Origin of the sequence: Colwellia sp. BRX10-3 (genome assembly GCF_014077505.1) — a bacterium.
Classification (GTDB): domain Bacteria; phylum Pseudomonadota; class Gammaproteobacteria; order Enterobacterales; family Alteromonadaceae; genus Cognaticolwellia.
Map to the genome: position 1 here is coordinate 176,317 of NZ_JACGWA010000002.1, position 17,577 is coordinate 193,893.

At 37.8% G+C, this 17,577-nt stretch carries 11 protein-coding genes and 1 pseudogene; 9 read left to right on the forward strand and 3 right to left on the reverse strand.

Annotation, left to right across the window (positions count from 1 at the left end):
• The first annotated feature begins 456 nt into the window (after positions 1-456).
• The gene (locus H4J38_RS05855) at positions 457-1,956 is read left to right on the forward strand and encodes an ATP-binding protein (RefSeq protein WP_220465455.1); all 1,500 of its coding nucleotides are present in this window, start codon (positions 457-459) and stop codon (positions 1,954-1,956) included.
• A gap of 250 nt (positions 1,957-2,206) precedes the next feature.
• Here the strand turns inward: H4J38_RS05855 and H4J38_RS05860 are convergent, their stop codons facing one another.
• Positions 2,207-3,931, reverse strand: coding sequence for a Na+/H+ antiporter NhaC family protein (locus H4J38_RS05860; RefSeq protein WP_182130457.1), 1,725 nt, complete (start codon positions 3,929-3,931; stop codon positions 2,207-2,209).
• 329 nt (positions 3,932-4,260) lie between these two features.
• Here H4J38_RS05860 and H4J38_RS05865 point away from each other — a divergent pair, with 329 nt between their 5' ends.
• The 8 genes and pseudogenes from H4J38_RS05865 to H4J38_RS05900 all read left to right on the forward strand — a co-directional run bounded on the left by H4J38_RS05865 (position 4,261) and on the right by H4J38_RS05900 (position 15,036).
• Complete coding sequence (locus H4J38_RS05865; RefSeq protein ID WP_182130459.1) at positions 4,261-4,932, forward strand: GntR family transcriptional regulator; 672 nt, start codon at positions 4,261-4,263, stop codon at positions 4,930-4,932.
• Between the two features lie 290 nt (positions 4,933-5,222).
• Positions 5,223-6,779 (forward strand): SulP family inorganic anion transporter, encoded by a 1,557-nt coding sequence (locus H4J38_RS05870; RefSeq protein WP_182130461.1) that lies wholly within the window; start codon positions 5,223-5,225, stop codon positions 6,777-6,779.
• A gap of 91 nt (positions 6,780-6,870) precedes the next feature.
• Entirely contained in the window at positions 6,871-7,176 is a 306-nt protein-coding gene (locus H4J38_RS05875) for a DUF1289 domain-containing protein (protein ID WP_182130463.1), read from the forward strand.
• A 232-nt stretch (positions 7,177-7,408) separates the two neighbouring features.
• Positions 7,409-8,791 (forward strand): amidohydrolase, encoded by a 1,383-nt coding sequence (locus H4J38_RS05880; RefSeq protein WP_182130465.1) that lies wholly within the window; start codon positions 7,409-7,411, stop codon positions 8,789-8,791.
• Positions 8,792-8,801: 10 nt separating this feature from the next.
• A complete protein-coding gene (locus H4J38_RS05885) occupies positions 8,802-10,061 on the forward strand; it encodes an amidohydrolase family protein (protein WP_182130467.1) in 1,260 nt (419 codons plus the stop codon).
• A gap of 338 nt (positions 10,062-10,399) precedes the next feature.
• Positions 10,400-10,576: pseudogene (locus H4J38_RS17435) on the forward strand (hypothetical protein); the annotation flags it as partial.
• Between the two features lie 251 nt (positions 10,577-10,827).
• Positions 10,828-13,539, forward strand: a complete 2,712-nt coding sequence (gene acnA, locus H4J38_RS05895; protein ID WP_182130471.1) for an aconitate hydratase AcnA — start codon at positions 10,828-10,830, stop codon at positions 13,537-13,539.
• 606 nt (positions 13,540-14,145) lie between these two features.
• Positions 14,146-15,036, forward strand: a complete 891-nt coding sequence (locus H4J38_RS05900; protein WP_182130473.1) for a D-hexose-6-phosphate mutarotase — start codon at positions 14,146-14,148, stop codon at positions 15,034-15,036.
• Positions 15,037-15,179: 143 nt separating this feature from the next.
• Here the strand turns inward: H4J38_RS05900 and H4J38_RS05905 are convergent, their stop codons facing one another.
• Together H4J38_RS05905 and mutH are read right to left on the reverse strand one after the other, a co-directional pair.
• Entirely contained in the window at positions 15,180-16,568 is a 1,389-nt protein-coding gene (locus tag H4J38_RS05905) for a sensor domain-containing diguanylate cyclase (protein ID WP_182130475.1), read from the reverse strand.
• A gap of 173 nt (positions 16,569-16,741) precedes the next feature.
• On the reverse strand, positions 16,742-17,422 hold the full coding sequence (mutH, locus tag H4J38_RS05910; protein WP_182130477.1) for a DNA mismatch repair endonuclease MutH: 681 nt from the start codon (positions 17,420-17,422) through the stop codon (positions 16,742-16,744).
• Between the last annotated feature and the right edge of the window lie 155 nt (positions 17,423-17,577).

Below are 17,577 nucleotides of genomic sequence, written 5' to 3' on the forward strand. Positions count from 1 at the left end.
GATATAGTACTGTGATTAATCTCGTTGTAGTGTTTGTTAAAATTCAGTAAAAATACACCCAATTTAAGTTTAATAGAGTCTATGTGGCTAAAACTACTGAGCAAATATATTAACGAGTATATTACTCGTAAACACTCACAATGAGATTCTATCGAAGTAATAGAAAATTTATCTACCCTAATTTTACAATTTTGCCGACATTGAGTTATTTATAGGTTAAATTCATTATTCTGCTATTAGACTTTAAAGGAACTCTACAATTGTAATAGTGTTAAGATTTAAAGTATAAGTTACGTTAAAAAAATTTCAGCAGTCGTATCTGACAATATTATATAAGTGATAAAAATATGTATGGATTGAGTAATGAACAGTAAAGGTGCTTTTAATGGCAAGCTAAGTCGACGAGTTTTTATTTACATTTTTCTGTGTAGTGCTTTTTTATCTGTGTGCTCAACTATGATTCAATTATATGTTGATTTTCAAAATGGCGTTTCCACGCTAGATGAACGCTTTAATAATATTGAATTAAGTTTTAATCAGTCAATATCCACCAGTTTATGGGATTTTAATGAAGATTTAGTAGAACAACAAATTTTAGGTATTCAACGACTTCCTGATATTCGTCATGTTAAAATAACTACCAGTTTTGGTAAGGTTTACCAAGTAGGTGACGCTACCGTTGGTGCTAAAAAAGTTGAAAGTCATCCCATTGCTTTTGAAGGCAATATTATTGGAAATATGGTTATTTCTGCTGACTATCAAGATATTTATCAGCATTTATGGCAGAAAGCCGGTTTTATTATATTTACTGAATTTATTAAAATATTCATAGTTGCCCTTTGTACGTTTTTTATTGTTCATTGGTTAATAACCCGTCATTTGTATCGTATTACTTTATATTCACAGGCCATGAGTGGCGAAAGTATCGATATGCCATTAACGTTGGAAAGTCGTAGCAAAAAAACTGACGAACTTGATGAGTTAGTATCAGCCATTAATATTATGCGTATGACACTAAAAAATGACATTATTAAGTTAGAAGATGCAGAAAATGCATTGATTAATCTCAATGGCGATTTAGAAATTAAAGTTTATGAACGCACCTCGAAATTAGCTGAAAGTAATCAAGAGTTACAACGCTCGCTTAATGAGTTGACCTTAGCTAAGGACCAGCTTGTTCAATCAGAGAAAATGGCTTCACTTGGTCAATTGGTCGCAGGTGTTGCTCATGAAGTTAATACCCCATTAGGAATTTGCGTTACCTCAGTAAGCGCCTTAAAAGAAAAGGTTGCTGAATTGAGTCATGCACTTAATGATGAAACATTAACAAAAAAACAATTAACGTCGATGTTAAGTCTGTTTGCTGAGTATGAAAAAATTATTGAACGTAGCCTAAACAAAGCCGTAGAATTAATTCGTGGTTTTAAATCTGTTGCCGTTGAGTATCATACCGATCCAAAAATAAACATTAACTTAGCACAGCACGTTAATGACATTGTAAATACCGTAAAAACTTTATTTAAACAAAAAAAATATACGATTAAGATCTTGGTTGATAAAGAGCTAAATTTAGTCACATACCCAAGTGCATGGAATCAAATATTAACCAACTTTTTAACTAATTCTCATATTCACGGTTTTGAAAACCGTATAGATGGTGATATTTCTATCGAATTTAAAGCGAATGAAGATAGTCTTTTATTGATATATAAAGATAACGGTAAAGGCTTGGATGCTAAAATAAAAGATAAAATATTTGACCCATTTGTTACCACAAAAAGAGGCTTAGGTGGTTCAGGTTTAGGTATGAATATTGTTTATAATCTAGTTAGTACTAAGCTAGAAGGTACTATCAAAGTTATTGAAAGGGAGAAGGGCTGTTGTTTTGTTGTGGAAGTACCTCTACAAAAAGAAAATATAATTAAGTCAGTGCCAGAGTTAAAAATCATACCTTAATCGCAATGCTTTAAGCAGATAAAGTAGCTAGCTAACCTCAAGTTTACTCACTTTTAATTAAGGTTAGTTATATTTATAGCTATTATTAATTGATCACCCGTAAGCATCCTATTTCAATCCCATGTCAGCATTATTGCTATTCATACATAAAGCTATGATTGATTAACGGGTCTGTACAGCCAGTTTTCTTAATAATATTTTTTATCACACTTTTTACCACAGCTTTTAATAACACGATGTATAAAAAAGATTAAACAAAAAAGTAAGCAGTCAAAGTCCAAAGTAAAGCGGCTAATGAAGCGGCTAATGCTGCAGGCGCTAACTGAGATTTTACATGGTCCATTAAGTCACACCCTGTGGTCATCGCACTGAGAATAGTCGTATCAGAAATTGGAGAACATTGATCGCCAAAAACACTTCCATTTAGCACAGTGGCAAAACATAGCATCATAAATAATTCAGGATTAGCTACCCCTTGGCTTTGAGAAATAGCCCAAGCCAATGGCATGGCTAAAGGAAAGGCTATGGCATAAGTGCCCCAACTTGTACCGGTAGAAAAAGCTATTATCATAGTGATAAGTTGTAAAATCACCGGTAAGCACCAGAAGGGTAATTGCTCACCTAATAAAGAAACTAAAAATAGGCCACCGCCGGTTTCTTTACTAATACTGCCAATAATCACCGCTAACATTAAAATAACCGATGCAAATACCACACCTTTTAAACCGTTACCAAAACCGTCAACGACATCATTTAAAGACATACCTTTTATTAAAGCAATAACCGCTGAAAGTATTAGTGCAGCACCAAAAGCCCAATTAATTTTAGGCGAGCCCAGCATTACAAAGCTGCCAATGGCAATGGCGGTTAAGGTGATTAAAGGTAATATAAATTCAAGCACATGGGGTTTATAACCTTTAGGTATATCTGTACTTTGCAATTCTTTTGCACTTAAAGGCTTGGCAGTAGGAGCGTCTAGTTGATTATGTGTTTCAGCTCGCAGCTTGGCAGCGCGTATACGCTTGCCTGAAAAAGTGGTGATATTTAGGCTTAATAGCAAGGTACCCGTAACAGCAAACATACTATAAAAGCTAAATGGAATACTTTGGAAGAAAAAACTGATCCGGTCTGCTTCTGTTGCTAAAAAAGAAACGCCAGGAATAAATATTAAGGCTTGAACGTATGCTGGCCAAGCATTAAAAGCTAGTATTGATGCGATAGGTGACGCGGTTGAATCAACAATGTAACTCATTTCTTCGTGACTAACTTTTGCTTTATCTGCTAATGGTCGTACTGTGGTTCCTACTAACACTGTACTCATGGTGCCACCCTGGAAAAACAACATGCCAAGTAACCACGAAACCAGTTTTGCGGACTTTCTTCCCTTAACAAAATGTTTGGTCATGAAATTGGCAAAAGCTTGTGCTGCGCCAGTTTTAGACCAAATACCTAACAAACCACCTAATAGCCATAAATAAAGTAACAGCAGTGCGGCAGTGCCTTCTTTTGCCAGATTTGGAATAATGACTTTATCGGTTAAGTCGTAACGGCCTAGCATTATTGAGCCAACTACTACGCCGCCAAGTAAAGCTGTAAGTGGCTCACGGGTTAATAAACATAATGCTATTGTAATAAATGCAGGCAGCAGTGACCAAATACCAAAGTGGAAGGCAGGTTTTAATAGTTTTAATTGCTGGTTTTCGTCTTGTACCCACTGTTGTTCGAGCGCTGGTGAACGGGCTGAAGCACTCAGGTTAAGCTGATTAAGTGGCGAGCTTTGATAATCGACTACATTATCTATAATAACTTTTTGACCTTTATAAATATAACTCGAAATACCTTTAATATTAGTACTAACATCATAAACATAACTTTGTTCTACCCAGTGTGGTGCGATAAATTGTTTAATATAAATTGCTGATAAAATGGCAAAAATAAATGCGATTAGGGCGATACTATTGTGTTTTGTCGGCATACAGAAACTCTTTTATTTTTATTTGTTTAACACGTATGTGCTTAGCTTGTATTTGTTAAGAGGTAATCAAAATATTTTTATAGATTTAACGATAACAGAATTGTCAGTGTATTAAAGGATATTAGTCGCAAAATTATAAGTGTGATAAATCAACAAACTAATACTATTAAATTTATATCCTAATTAACGCTAATTTGTGAACTAAGTCAGTTAATTAAGCAAGCGGACAAAAACCCTGAAAAGTCACCTAATAGCTTGGGTATTGCGCTATTGTTTTGTGTTTAGCTCTGGGTTCTTTATAATGGAATTAATATTTTTAGGAAGCCCATATGAGCATCGTATACAAAACTAGAACTCAATTAGTTGTTGAAACACTTAGAGAAAAAATATTAAGTGGCAAAATTAAAGCGGGTCAGCCTTTAAGACAAGCAGCGCTTGCAACTGAGTTAAACGTTAGTCGAATTCCTATTAGAGAAGCACTACTGCAGCTTGAAGGTGAGGGTTTAGTTGCGTTTGAAGCTCATAAAGGTGCAACAGCGACAGAACTTAATGCTGACCAAGTTGATGAACTGTTTGAATTGCGCGCTATGCTCGAGGCTGATTTATTGGCTAACTCTTTGCCGAATATTAGTGACGAAAAACTAGAAGAAGCAACGCAATTACTGAAAAAACTTGATAAAGCACTAGGCAAAGAAAATGCAGCTAATACCTGGAGTGAGCTCAATTCTGATTATCACAATTGCTTATATTCGGGCGCTAAACGCCCACAAACACAAAACCTAGTGAATACACTCAATAAAAACGCTGATCGTTATATTCGAATGCATTTACTTTGGGCCGGTGGTATTTCTAAAGCAGAATCTGAACATAATGAGATTTTAGCGCTCAGTAAAGCTCGCGATATCGATAAGGCAGTAGCGTTATTGAAACAACATATTTTAGGTTCTCGCGATGAGATTAAAGCATTTTTAGAAGCACGTGAATTAAAAATTAACGGCTAATTTTTGCTGTTTAATCCTCAAGTAAATGGCTCCAAATGGCATAATGCCATTAAGTTTAATATTTGTTTGATAACCTTGATGTAATTATGAGCAAATATTGACTTTTCATAGATATATCTATAGTATTCCCGCGCCTTCAAGCCCCGAAAGATAACGTTTTTCGTTAAATTCGATTGGTATAAAACACCTTTCATCAAGATACTCTCGGGACTGTACCTAACGTATTTAAATTCAAGCTGGTTTTAAACTCAGCTTATTTTTTTGATGTTCTAATCAAAGTAGAGAAAATAATGTTTGAATTACACGCCAGTAAAGTGGCAAATTTAAAAAACGATGTATTATCTGGTTTTACGGTAGCCTTAGCATTAGTGCCCGAAGCCGTCGCATTTGCCTTTGTTGCGGGTGTTGAACCTCTGGTTGGTTTATACGCTGCCTTTATGGTTGGTTTAATTACCTCTATATTTGGTGGTCGTCCAGGTATGATCTCTGGTGCTACTGGCGCAATGGCCGTTGTAATGGTGAGTTTAGTTGCTATTCATGGTGTTGAATATTTATTTGCCACGGTTGTGCTAACCGGGGTGCTGCAAATACTGGCGGGGCTCTTTAAGCTCGGTAAGTTCATTCGCTTAGTGCCTCATCCGGTTATGCTAGGTTTTGTTAATGGCTTAGCAATTGTTATCTTCCTTGCTCAGTTAGGGCAATTTAAGGTCACCAACGATGAAGGTGTATTGGCCTGGATGCAAGGCAGCCAAATGTTAATTATGGTGGGTTTAATCGTGTTAACTATGGCGATTATTCACTTTTTACCTAAGCTGACTAAAGCTGTTCCGTCATCACTTGTTGCTATTGTTGTAGTTACATTTTTAGCGCAAAGCCTAGATTTAGACGCCCGTACAGTGGTTGATTTCGTGCGTGATATGACCAATGATCCTCTGGCTTCTATTGCCGGTGGTTTACCACAATTTAGTATTCCAAACGTGCCATTTAGTTTTGAAACATTCCAAGTGATTTTACCTTTTGCACTTATTTTAGCCGCTATTGGTTTAATAGAATCATTGCTAACGTTAACCTTAATTGATGAATTAACCGGTACACGTGGCCATGGCAATAAAGAGTGTATTGCACAAGGCGCAGCAAATACCGCAACTGGCTTTTTTGGTGGCATGGGTGGTTGTGCCATGATTGGTCAGTCCATGATCAATGTTAATTCCGGTGGTCGCGGCCGTATGTCGGGTGTTACGGCAGCACTTGCGCTACTTGGTTTTATCTTATTTGGATCGGGTTTAATTGAACAAATTCCATTAGCAGCACTTGTGGGTGTTATGTTTATTGTGGTTATTGGTACTTTTGAATGGTCGAGTATTCGTATTCTAGGCAAAGTGCCAAAAGCTGACGCCTTTGTTATTATTTTAGTATCAGCCGTAACTGTCGCCACTGATTTAGCGATAGCTGTTGTAGTTGGTGTTATTGTTTCAGCCTTGGTGTTTGCTTGGGAACATGCAAAACATGTTGTGGTTCATCGTTCAATAAATTCCAATGGATCAACGGTTTATGACGTTTCTGGACCACTATTTTTTGGTTCTGTATCTAGCTTTTTAGAGCAGTTTGATATGGAAGGTGATAGCGATGATGTTATTGTTGAATTTAAAAATTCACGCGTAGCCGACCATTCAGCTATTGAAGCCATCGATACTTTAGCCGACCGTTATATTAGTCACGGCAAGCAAATGCACTTAAGACATTTAAGTAAAGAGTGTACGCTATTGTTAACTAAAGCGGGCAGCTTAGTGGAAATCAACGTGATTGAAGACCCTGATTATCATATCGCCAGTGATAAACTAGGTTAAATAACCTCCAAAGTGATAATTGGGTATATACTAAAAGTATATGCCCAATGGCTTAATTTAAATCAATTGGTATTAAACGAAGTATAACTAGATGCAGTTAGAATTTTTTGATGTCCCTAGCCCTTGTATCGGTATTTGTCAGTCTGATGACAAAGGACAATGTTCGGGTTGTTTTCGTATGCGAGACGAACGTTTAAATTGGATATCATTTGATTCTAACGAGCGTCAAAAAGTTATTAAACGTTGCTTGCAGCGTAAAAATCGTAAAACTAAACCTGTAAAAGTTAAAGTAGCTGAAGTTATTGTTGAAGATAAACAAGCCTCTTTACTTGATTCTCCAAGTAAGCATCGCATTGATAAGAGTAGCGATATTGATTTTGGTGACTTTGAACTTTAACTTTAAATCTCCGCTAGCATCCATTTACCGCAGATAGTTGGCAGTTCAACGCAATTGCTCATCTCCCCTATATGTCTGACTTGTTGTCGAAGACAATTCATAATATTGTAGCAATAATATCTACAATAATTTAGGTTAAATAACTTAACTTGAATAATCACAAACTCATACAAACTCGACTGAATAACATAGTGTTTTTTTGCAGTATGTAGAGTAAAACAGGAATACATTTATGCAAAAATTTCTACCATCATTAGTGATGGCAGCACTTTCTGTTGCCTTAACTGGTTGTTTGCAAAGCGAACAGCAAGACGAAAAAGTGGTGATTAATAAAAACCCATATCCAAGTACTTACAAAGCTTTACCACTGCAAACTACATTAATAAAAAACGCAACGGTATTAACGGGTACCGGCACTCGTATGGATAATGCCGACGTTTTGATGGTAGACGGTAAAATTAACAAAATTGGTAACAACTTAATCGCCGAAGGCGCCGTTGAGATTGACGCTAATGGTAAATGGATAACACCAGGCATAATTGATGTGCACTCACATTTAGGTGTTTACCCAAGCCCTTCTGTAGAGTCACACTCTGACGGTAATGAAATGAGCTCGCCTAATACTTCAGAAGTATGGGCTGAACATAGTATTTGGCCGCAAGATCCTGGTTTTGAAGCAGCGCGTGCCGGTGGTATTACTACACTACAAATTTTACCTGGCTCAGCTAATTTATTTGGCGGTCGCGGTGTAACACTGCGAAATGTTCCTAGTCATACCATGCAAGGTATGAAGTTTCCAAATGCACCATATGGCTTGAAAATGGCTTGTGGAGAGAATCCAAAACGGGTTTACGGTAGCCGTAAAGTCTTGCCGTCAACGCGCATGGGTAATATGGCTGGTTACCGTATGGCTTGGGCTGATGCCACTGAATATAAACGTGCTTGGGAAAAGTATGACACTGACTATCAAGCAGGTAAAAATCCTACAGCACCTGAGCGTGATATAGAACTAGATACTTTAAAAGGCGTACTCGATGGTGATATTTTAATTCATAACCATTGTTATAAAGCTGAAGAAATGGCGATGATGATCGATCTGGGTAAAGAATTTAATTACCACTCGGGTACTTTTCACCATGCTATTGAAGCCTACAAAGTTGCGGATACGCTGGCTGAAAATGGCAACTGTGCAGCCATGTGGCCAGATTGGTGGGGCTTTAAAATGGAAGCTTACGACATGGTGCATGAAAACGTAGCGATTGTTGATGCCGTAAAAAATTCTTGTGCGGTAGTACATTCTGACTCTTCTAGTACCATTCAGCGTTTAAACCAAGAAGCGGGCAAGGTTATGTATCGTGCCAACGAAAATGGTTTTGAGATAACGCCTGAATTAGCTATAACGTGGATCACAGCGAATGCAGCACAATCATTAGGTCTAGCGGATGAAACGGGTAGCTTAGAAAATGGTAAAAATGCTGATGTGGTGATTTGGAATCAAAACCCATTCAGTGTTTATGCCCAAGCTGAACAAGTATTTGTTGATGGCGCGAAAGTTTACGACCGTTTTGATGAAAAATATCAAGCGAAAAGCGATTTCCTGTTAGGTCAAAGATAAGGTGAAGATTATGAAGCATTTTAAAGTATTTAAATCATCGCTAATTGCTTTGGCGCTAGCAAGTTCAACAGCAAGTTTTGCTGAAAGTTTTGCTATTACTAATGCTACTGTACACACGGTAACTGAACAAGGTGTGCTTGAAAATGCCACAGTAGTGATTGAAAACGGTAAAGTTATTGCCATCAACCCAGAAACCATTACCGCCGATACTATTATTGACGCTGAAGGTAAAATTTTAACTCCGGGTTTAATTGGCTCAATGAACCAATTAGGGCTAGTAGAAGTTGGCGCGGTTTCAAAAAGTCGTGATGCCAGCGATAAAAAAGCTGATATTACCTTTGATGCAAGTTTAGCGTTCAATCCACGCTCTACAGTTATTCCATATAGTCGTAAAGGCGGAATTACCAGTAATGTTGTCAGCCCTCGTGGTGGTGATGATATGTTTAAAGGCCAAACTTTTGTCGCTGACCTTTCGGGTGAGTTTGATAGCGTTCGAGCTAGTAACAAAAGTGTTGTTATTGATTTAGGTTCTAAAAGTAAAGGCTCGCGAGCGTTAAGCTTACAAAATCTACAATTTAAACTTGAAGATGCTGTTAAAGAATTAGCAAAAGCGAAAAAGAAAACTAATGACGCAAAAGACAAAAAAGAAGCAAAAGAGCCAAGTCGTGAAGCGCAAGTTATTAACGCGCTACTCGCGGGTGAAAAAGCTTTAGTCGCTTATGCAGACCGCGCTACAGACTTATTGTTTTTGTTAAAGCTTAAAAAGCAGTTTTCATTAGATATGGTATTTGTTGGCGCTGCTGATGCGGTATTAATTGCTGATAAAATCGCTGAAGCTAAAGTACCTGTTGTGATGACGGCGTTAGATAACTTACCAGGTAGTTTTGATTCTTTACATTCGTCACTTGAAAATGCAGCTAAGTTAACTAAAGCGGGCGTGACGGTAGTTTTGACGGTTAACGGCGATACCCATAATCTCTATCAACTGCGTTTCCATGCCGGTAATGCAATTGCGAATGGTTTATCACCTGATGCTGCACTTGCTTCGGTAACGGCTAATGTTGCACAAGCATTTAACCTTGATAGTGGCACAATTTCGGTCGGTAAAACGGCAGATTTAGTGTTGTGGAGTGCTGATCCATTTGAGCTCAGTACTAAGGTTAGTCAAATGTGGATTGGGGGTAAAGAATATTCGACCCGCAGCCGCCAAGACGCCTTGCGTGATCGTTATACAACGCCAAGTGATATGCCGAAAGCTTACGTAAAGTAATGTGAAAATTATTGGTTACATCCGCGTCTAAAACCCCGTAATAAGTTTAAAGCTTGTCAGTAACTACTGATGGGCTTTTTCCCTTTCTTTTTTACCCATCAGAACCCTAGACCAAGTTAATTATTCTCTGTTCATTTTTTAAATGATTATAATGAATACCTACAGCATTATAAATTTTATAAGTCGAATACTACTGACTACATTTAATTTGCATACTTGGCTTCCTTAGAGCGAGTCTAAGTGGATACACAATAGTAGCTGTTATTGGGACCGACTCTTTTTGGGGAGGATAAATAAGCATACTGACACAATAAAAGAAAAAGGATGATAAGGGCGCTTGGGCTATTCTTGCATTGCGTCTAACTCCTACTTTACCTTCTACTATAACAAGTATTTTAGCAGGCAGACTTGAGATAAACATTTTCAAATTTATGTTAGGCTCGACAATAGGCATTGCTCCCATAGACTTGCTTAAGCACAGCATTTTTTTGCAAGGGCGCACTGGAATTTATTAAAGAGCCCTCGAGTTTGGCAATAACATCCATTGTAGCCGCCATCATTCTGTTTGTTATTTATTATGTTATTAAGAAAAAACAGATGGATTGATAATTAGAACAGCTATATTTAAGATCTAGGGCAAAGATCTTATCTTTACGGTTTTTGTAGACTCAAGATTTTTGCTGTAAAAATATGGCTTGAATTACGATGAGTAATCGCTCAATAAGTTACCTTAAAAAAGGCCGGCAACGGTCAAAAGGAGAGTAAAGTGGCATTTTTAAATAAGCATATATCGACACTAAAGGTACGAGGCAAAGATTATAACTACTTTGACCTATCGACATTAAAAGCTAATACCAAAAGGCTACCGCTGACGGCAAAAATATTATTAGAAAACTTGCTCCGCCACAGTGATGAAAAATATGTTCAGCTAGACGATATTCAAAACTTAGCTAAATGGGACACAAGTTCCTCTTCTGATACCGAAATAGCATTTGTACCTTCTAGAGTCATACTGCAAGACTTTACCGGTGTTCCCGCGGTTGTTGATTTAGCTGCTATGCGCAATGCGATGTTGGACTTAGGCGGCGATCCAAATAAAATTAATCCGCTTAAACCGGTAGATTTAGTTATTGATCATTCAATTATGGTAGACGAATTCGGTAAGGCTGATTCGTTTAAGCGTAATACTGAAATTGAGGTTGAGCGTAATAAAGAGCGCTATCAGTTTTTGAAGTGGGGGCAAAGTGCATTTGATAATTTCAAAGTAGTGCCACCAGGAAAAGGCATTGTACATCAAGTCAATTTGGAGTATTTAGCCCGTGTGACCTTTGTCGATGAACAGCAAGACACACCGTTACTTTACCCAGACACCCTAGTCGGTACCGATTCACACACCACAATGATCAATGGCTTAGGTGTGCTTGGTTGGGGCGTAGGCGGTATTGAAGCCGAAGCGGCCATGTTAGGTCAGCCCGTGACTATGTTAATACCTGAAGTGGTGGGAATGGAATTAAAAGGCAAGTTACCCCCAGGAGCAACTGCGACCGACTTAGTATTAGCGGTTACAGAACAGTTGCGTGCATTTGGCGTAGTGGGTAAATTTGTCGAGTTTTTTGGTGCTGGTGTAAAACACTTAACCGTGGCCGATCGGGCAACACTTGCCAATATGTCGCCTGAGTATGGTGCAACGTGTGGCTTGTTCCCTATCGATGAACAAACGACAAAATATTTGGCGTTAACTGGTCGAAGTGAGCTACAGATCGAAATTATTGAAGCTTATTCAAAAGCACAAGGTATGTGGGGCAGTGAAGCTCAAGAACATGCCGAGTATCATGCAACACTCGCTTTGGATTTAGACACTGTTGTTCCTGCCATCGCTGGACCGAAACGCCCACAAGACAGGATCAATCTGGATCAAGCAGCGACTGCGTTTCAGAATTGGATAACAGAACAAAACGAATTAGTTATTTCGACTAACGACAAGCAGGAATCTAACTTTGATGATGAAGGTGGTGCAGAAAATATTGGTTCAAAAACCACCGTATCTTATCGTCATAATGAACAAGACTTTGATCTTCATGAAGGTGCGGTTGTAATTGCTGCGATTACCAGTTGTACTAATACTTCGAATCCATCTGTGTTGGTTGCTGCTGCGCTGTTGGCAAAAAAAGCCAATGAATTAGGACTTACGGTTAAACCTTGGGTTAAAACAAGTTTTGCCCCAGGTTCACAAGTGGTGACTGAATATCTAAACAAAGCAGGGTTATCTAAAGAGCTAGATAAAATGGGATTTAACTTGGTAGGTTATGGTTGTACCACCTGTATTGGTAATTCAGGCCCATTACCCAAGGCCATTTCTAATGCGATTAGGGAAGGTGATTTAACCGTAACATCGGTTTTATCAGGTAATCGCAACTTTGAAGGCAGAATACATTCAGATGTTAAAGCGAATTACTTAGCGTCACCACCGCTAGTGGTCGCCTATGCGCTGGCGGGTAATATGAAAATTGATATTACTAAAGAGCCACTTGGTATCAGCAGTGCTGGCAAGCCAGTTTATTTAAAAGACTTATGGCCAAGCCAACAAGAAATACAAGAGATTGTCACTCGTGTGGTCAATAAGTCGATGTTCTCAGAGAAATATGGCTCTGTTTATGACGGCGGTGATATATGGGAAAATCTCGAAACTGTTGACGCCGATATTTACAACTGGCCAGACAGTACTTATGTGAAAAAACCGACATTTTTTGCAAATATGCCAGCTGAGCCTGAGCCAATTAAAGTTATTGAAAATGCGCGTTGTTTATTGAAATTGGCAGACAGTGTTACCACTGACCATATTTCTCCTGCAGGTTCCATCGGCAAAGATACTCCAGCTGCTGATTATCTTCGTGCTAATCACGTTGAGCAAAAAGACTTTAACTCTTATGGCTCTAGACGAGGTAACCATGAAGTAATGATGCGCGGTACTTTCGCAAACGTTAGACTAAAAAATCAGCTTGCCCCCGGTACTGAAGGTGGTTTTACACGTAAACAACCTAACGGTGAACAGATGACGGTATTTGAGGCTGCGCATCAATATATAGCTGAAAATATTCCCACTATTGTTATTGCTGGCAAAGAGTACGGTACCGGTAGTTCTCGAGATTGGGCTGCCAAAGGGCCGCTGTTATTAGGTGTGAAAGCGGTTATTGCTGAGACCTATGAGCGTATCCATCGCTCTAACCTTATCGGAATGGGCATATTACCCCTGCAGTTTAAACAAGGTGAAGGGGCAAGCACTTACGATTTAGATGGTACAGAGCAATTTTCTATTCAAGCGGTTGAGGCTGGCCAGAAACAAGTGAAAGTAGAGGTGCTAAAAGCTGACGGTGGAAGCCTTAGTTTTGAAACAGACATACGTATTGATACACCAAATGAGTTCGAATATTTTCGCCATGGCGGCATTCTTCAATATGTTATCAGATCATTGCTTTAGAAAAAATAAGTAGTCAGGATCAGATTAGCCAGATAGGCCTAGTATGACTATCTGGCTAATCGCATTGTAGTTGCATGTAATTTTTAAATTATGTGATGAATATGTCGAAATTTGAATGTTCAAATAACGAACCATAGTTTTTTTTCAGATTTTTCAGATAAAAGTGATACTAAGTGAATTAACTATGTCACTAAAGTTCTAGCAGCTAACTTAGAACAAGCAAAGTCTTTAGGTGATTTTTTTATGTTTTATAAGTTTTTTTATGTGAAATTTATTGTGACTTAACCTCCGAAGGCATAATTTAAAACTTATGGTTCGTGTGCTTTAATTCAATGATTTTGCTGCAAATAAGTGAGTTTTTAGGGCTGTGGTCGAACATTAATTTAAAATACTAATTTTTAAATTACTAGCTTACCTGTAAGTATTTTTGATTTCGCTAAGTGATAAAATCATTAAGTTATTTGGTATTACTGACACTTTATTTCTGATGTGATGAAAGTCGATCGGAATACTTTAACGCTTTCATCCACCCGAACAATTACCTAGAATGACTTTATAAAAGTGTGGCGTTCGATATATGCACTATAAAATAAAGAGAGCTGATAAATGCTAGAAATATTGTTAGAAAATGAATTTGGCCGTATTGAGTTATATCAACTTGCCAATGGCTTGCAAGCTTTGCGGTTTTTTCATCAAAAAGGTCAAGGCTCGGTAAGCTTGTATGGCGGCCAAGTGCTTAGTTGGCAGCCTAATGGGCAACAACCCGTGTTTTGGCTCAGTGATACAAGTCATTATAGTGTGGGCAAAGCTATTCGTGGTGGTGTGCCGCTATGCTGGCCATGGTTTGGCGGTGAGGTTAAGTTACCTAATGGCGAGTTAAGTAAAGTCAGTAACCACGGTTTTGCTAGGCAAAGTCAATGGGAAGTTGCTGATACACTAATGTCAGCGTCGGCTGTTACAATAACCTTATCGCTAAAGGCTGAGCAATGCTCACCACATTGGCCTACAGCATTTGAATTAACACAGACTTTGGTGTTTGATGAATCATTTCAACAAAGTTTAGTCATGACCAACTTATCTGAAAAAACGGTAGAATATACTGGCGCCTTACACAGTTACTTTTGTGTTGGCGATCCGCAGCAAACTGAAATTTCGGCATTAAATAATGTGCTTTATGATGACAAACTAAAAGGGAGTAATGATCAAAAATCAACACTAAAAAGTTGTTTAGGCCCAATTGACCGTATTTATCACAGTAGCGATAAGATGGTTATTGTTGATCATAAATGGCAAAGAGAGATTGAGGTTTTGAGTCAAGGATGTCAGCAGTGGGTGTTATGGAATCCGGGTAAAGATGCTCAAGCCATGATTGACTTACATAGCCATGGTGAAAATGAATTTGTTTGTTTAGAAGCGGCAAATACTGACTGGCAAAAAATAGCTAGCCAAAGTAGTGTCAGTATAAGCCAAACAGTTAAATTACATACTAAACGATAACTTATTCTAAGCTATCGTTTAGCTGTTTATATTACTTAACTGGTAGATTTCTAAGTGTTTTTAAAACTATGCTTAAAGGTGCTATAAGAGCCTTATAAGCCCAATGCGCTTACCTGGATTTCACTTAGCGGGAATATGACCATTTAATTAAAAATCACACTTTGATTTCTACCATTAGCTTTCGCTTGGTATAAAGCTTTGTCCGCGCCTTTTATATAATCTTCTATCGTTTTATTTTTTAAAGGTAGTTCACAAATACCAAAGCTAATGGTGGTAGTAAAGGTTCCACTAGTTGTTGATATAGGGAAAGAAATAGCCGCTATGTTTTTTCTAATACGCTCAACAATAATAAGAGTTTGGCTTGCTGTTGTTTCTGGTAACAACATAACAAATTCTTCGCCACCCCATCGGCCAACAACGTCAATTTTTCGTAACGTTTGTGACAATTGTTCAGAAATAATACGCAGTACATCATCACCGACTAAATGCCCGTAAGTGTCATTAATATGTTTGAAGTTGTCGATGTCAGCAATAACCAGACAAAGGTTTTCATTAGTTTTAGCTATACTATCAAAGCGCCAATGCACATGACTACGATTAGGTAGTTGAGTTAAGTGATCTGTTTCAGCGTGCTTAATTAAACGCGATTTTAAATAATTAATGCTATTTAAAAGTATCAGATAAAAAATTATAGCAACGATGAAAAATAGGATAAAACGGCCAATAAATATTTTCCAATACTCACTTTGTTGAGCCGCAGGTGGTGAGACAATAAACATACGCCAATTAAGCTCTTGTATTGGCATTTGGGAAATTAGCAAACCCTCGTCAGAGGTATACATGACCTCTGAACTTAAGTTTTTATCAGCGGCGTTATTTTTGATAAGTGATTGGTGCCAAGGCAAATCACTCAAGCGAGTCATTAATTCTTGGCGATGATGGCTTTCGGTTTTTATAATTTTATTTGAAGATAAGGTGATAATATTATTACTATCAACAAAGTATAATTCAAAGCCAAAACGTTCGTTGTATTCTTGAAATTTGCTAGCAAAATACTTTAGGTCAATGGCTACACCGGTAAAGCCTATGAACTCACCGTTACTATTACGAATTTTATTATCAAAGTATAAATGTGGGTTCTGTGAATTGCCTATGTCGGTAAATTGGTCGCCTGGTAAATCTTTAAGGCGGCTGTACCACTCAGTTTCTTTGCTGCTTAACATGGATTCTTTAGCGTTTGAGTCGATCATTAGGTTGTGTTTTTCTAACGCTATAAACGCAATCATATTATATGATTTGGCAACTTTATTTAAGTAAGAGACAATATAGTCTTTTTCAATTTTTTCTTGGCTGGCATAATCGATAACAAACTGATTTTTAGCCATAAAATTTGCCACATTTAATGGTCGCAGTATTTCACTAGTGACTAAGGAAAATAGGGGAGTTATCGCACTTTGTACTTGTTTATTGTGGCTATTTATTACATCTTTTAGGGTAAAATAAGATGTCAAAATAACCGTGACAATTGTCATGAAAAATATTACTGCGATGTAGCGATCAAATTTATTGCCGAACTTCATGGGAAAATAACAGTGCCTTGTATTAATATATATTAATTTATAACGCGGTTGGTTAATTTTAGCTATGGTTTTTATAATTATAATTATAATTTACTTTTATTTCAATGACTTTAAAATTTGACTCGCTATAAGTTTATACGCAGATACCTATTAAGCAGTGCCTGTGTAAAGCTCGTTTTTAAATAAAACCCTCTAGGTAAGGTCATAAATGGTTGACCAAGACGATTAAATGCTTGGGTTTTTGCTTGGCTGTTTGCTGCTTTAGGTCGAAGTTGTAAAACTTGGCCATGCTTACCGTGAATATTCTCCACATCACCTAGTACTATCATGTCAGTGAGCTCTTGCCAGTCAAGAGCAAGTAGATGCTCTTCTTCTTTTGAAGGTGACCAAATAAAAGCCGTGCCGACCATGCGTTCAGCAACCGGAATGCTTCGCTCAGAAATAACAGGTACCCATAATACACGAGCCATTTTATTGCGAATATGACTGGTTTTCCATTGGGCGCCAACTAAACCTGTAAGCGGGGCAACGCATACAAAGGTCGTTTCCAAAGGCTTGCCTTGATAATTAATCGGTAATGACTTTAGCTCGATGCCTAAATGCGGGAAGTCAGGTTCAGGTCGAGAGCCTGCGCTAGCACCTAATACTTGCTCCAGCAATAATCCGATCCAGCCTTTTTCACGTTTTAGGTCCTTAGGTACAGCAACATTAATAGATTTTGCAATTTCACCTAGCGACATACCGGCAAGATTTTGTGCTCGTGCCAATAATTCTGCTTCGTTTTTAGGGCTTTTTGTACTGCTCAATACTGACTCTTGAATCAATTTTCTTTAGCTTATTATTATTCAGCTTTACGGCTTTGAGCAAGGCAATTATTTTTTGTTATGTTTGAAACTTTTAAATGTTATGGGTAAACAATCACTAATACCGACATATTGTGATGGTTTCTGATAATAAATGT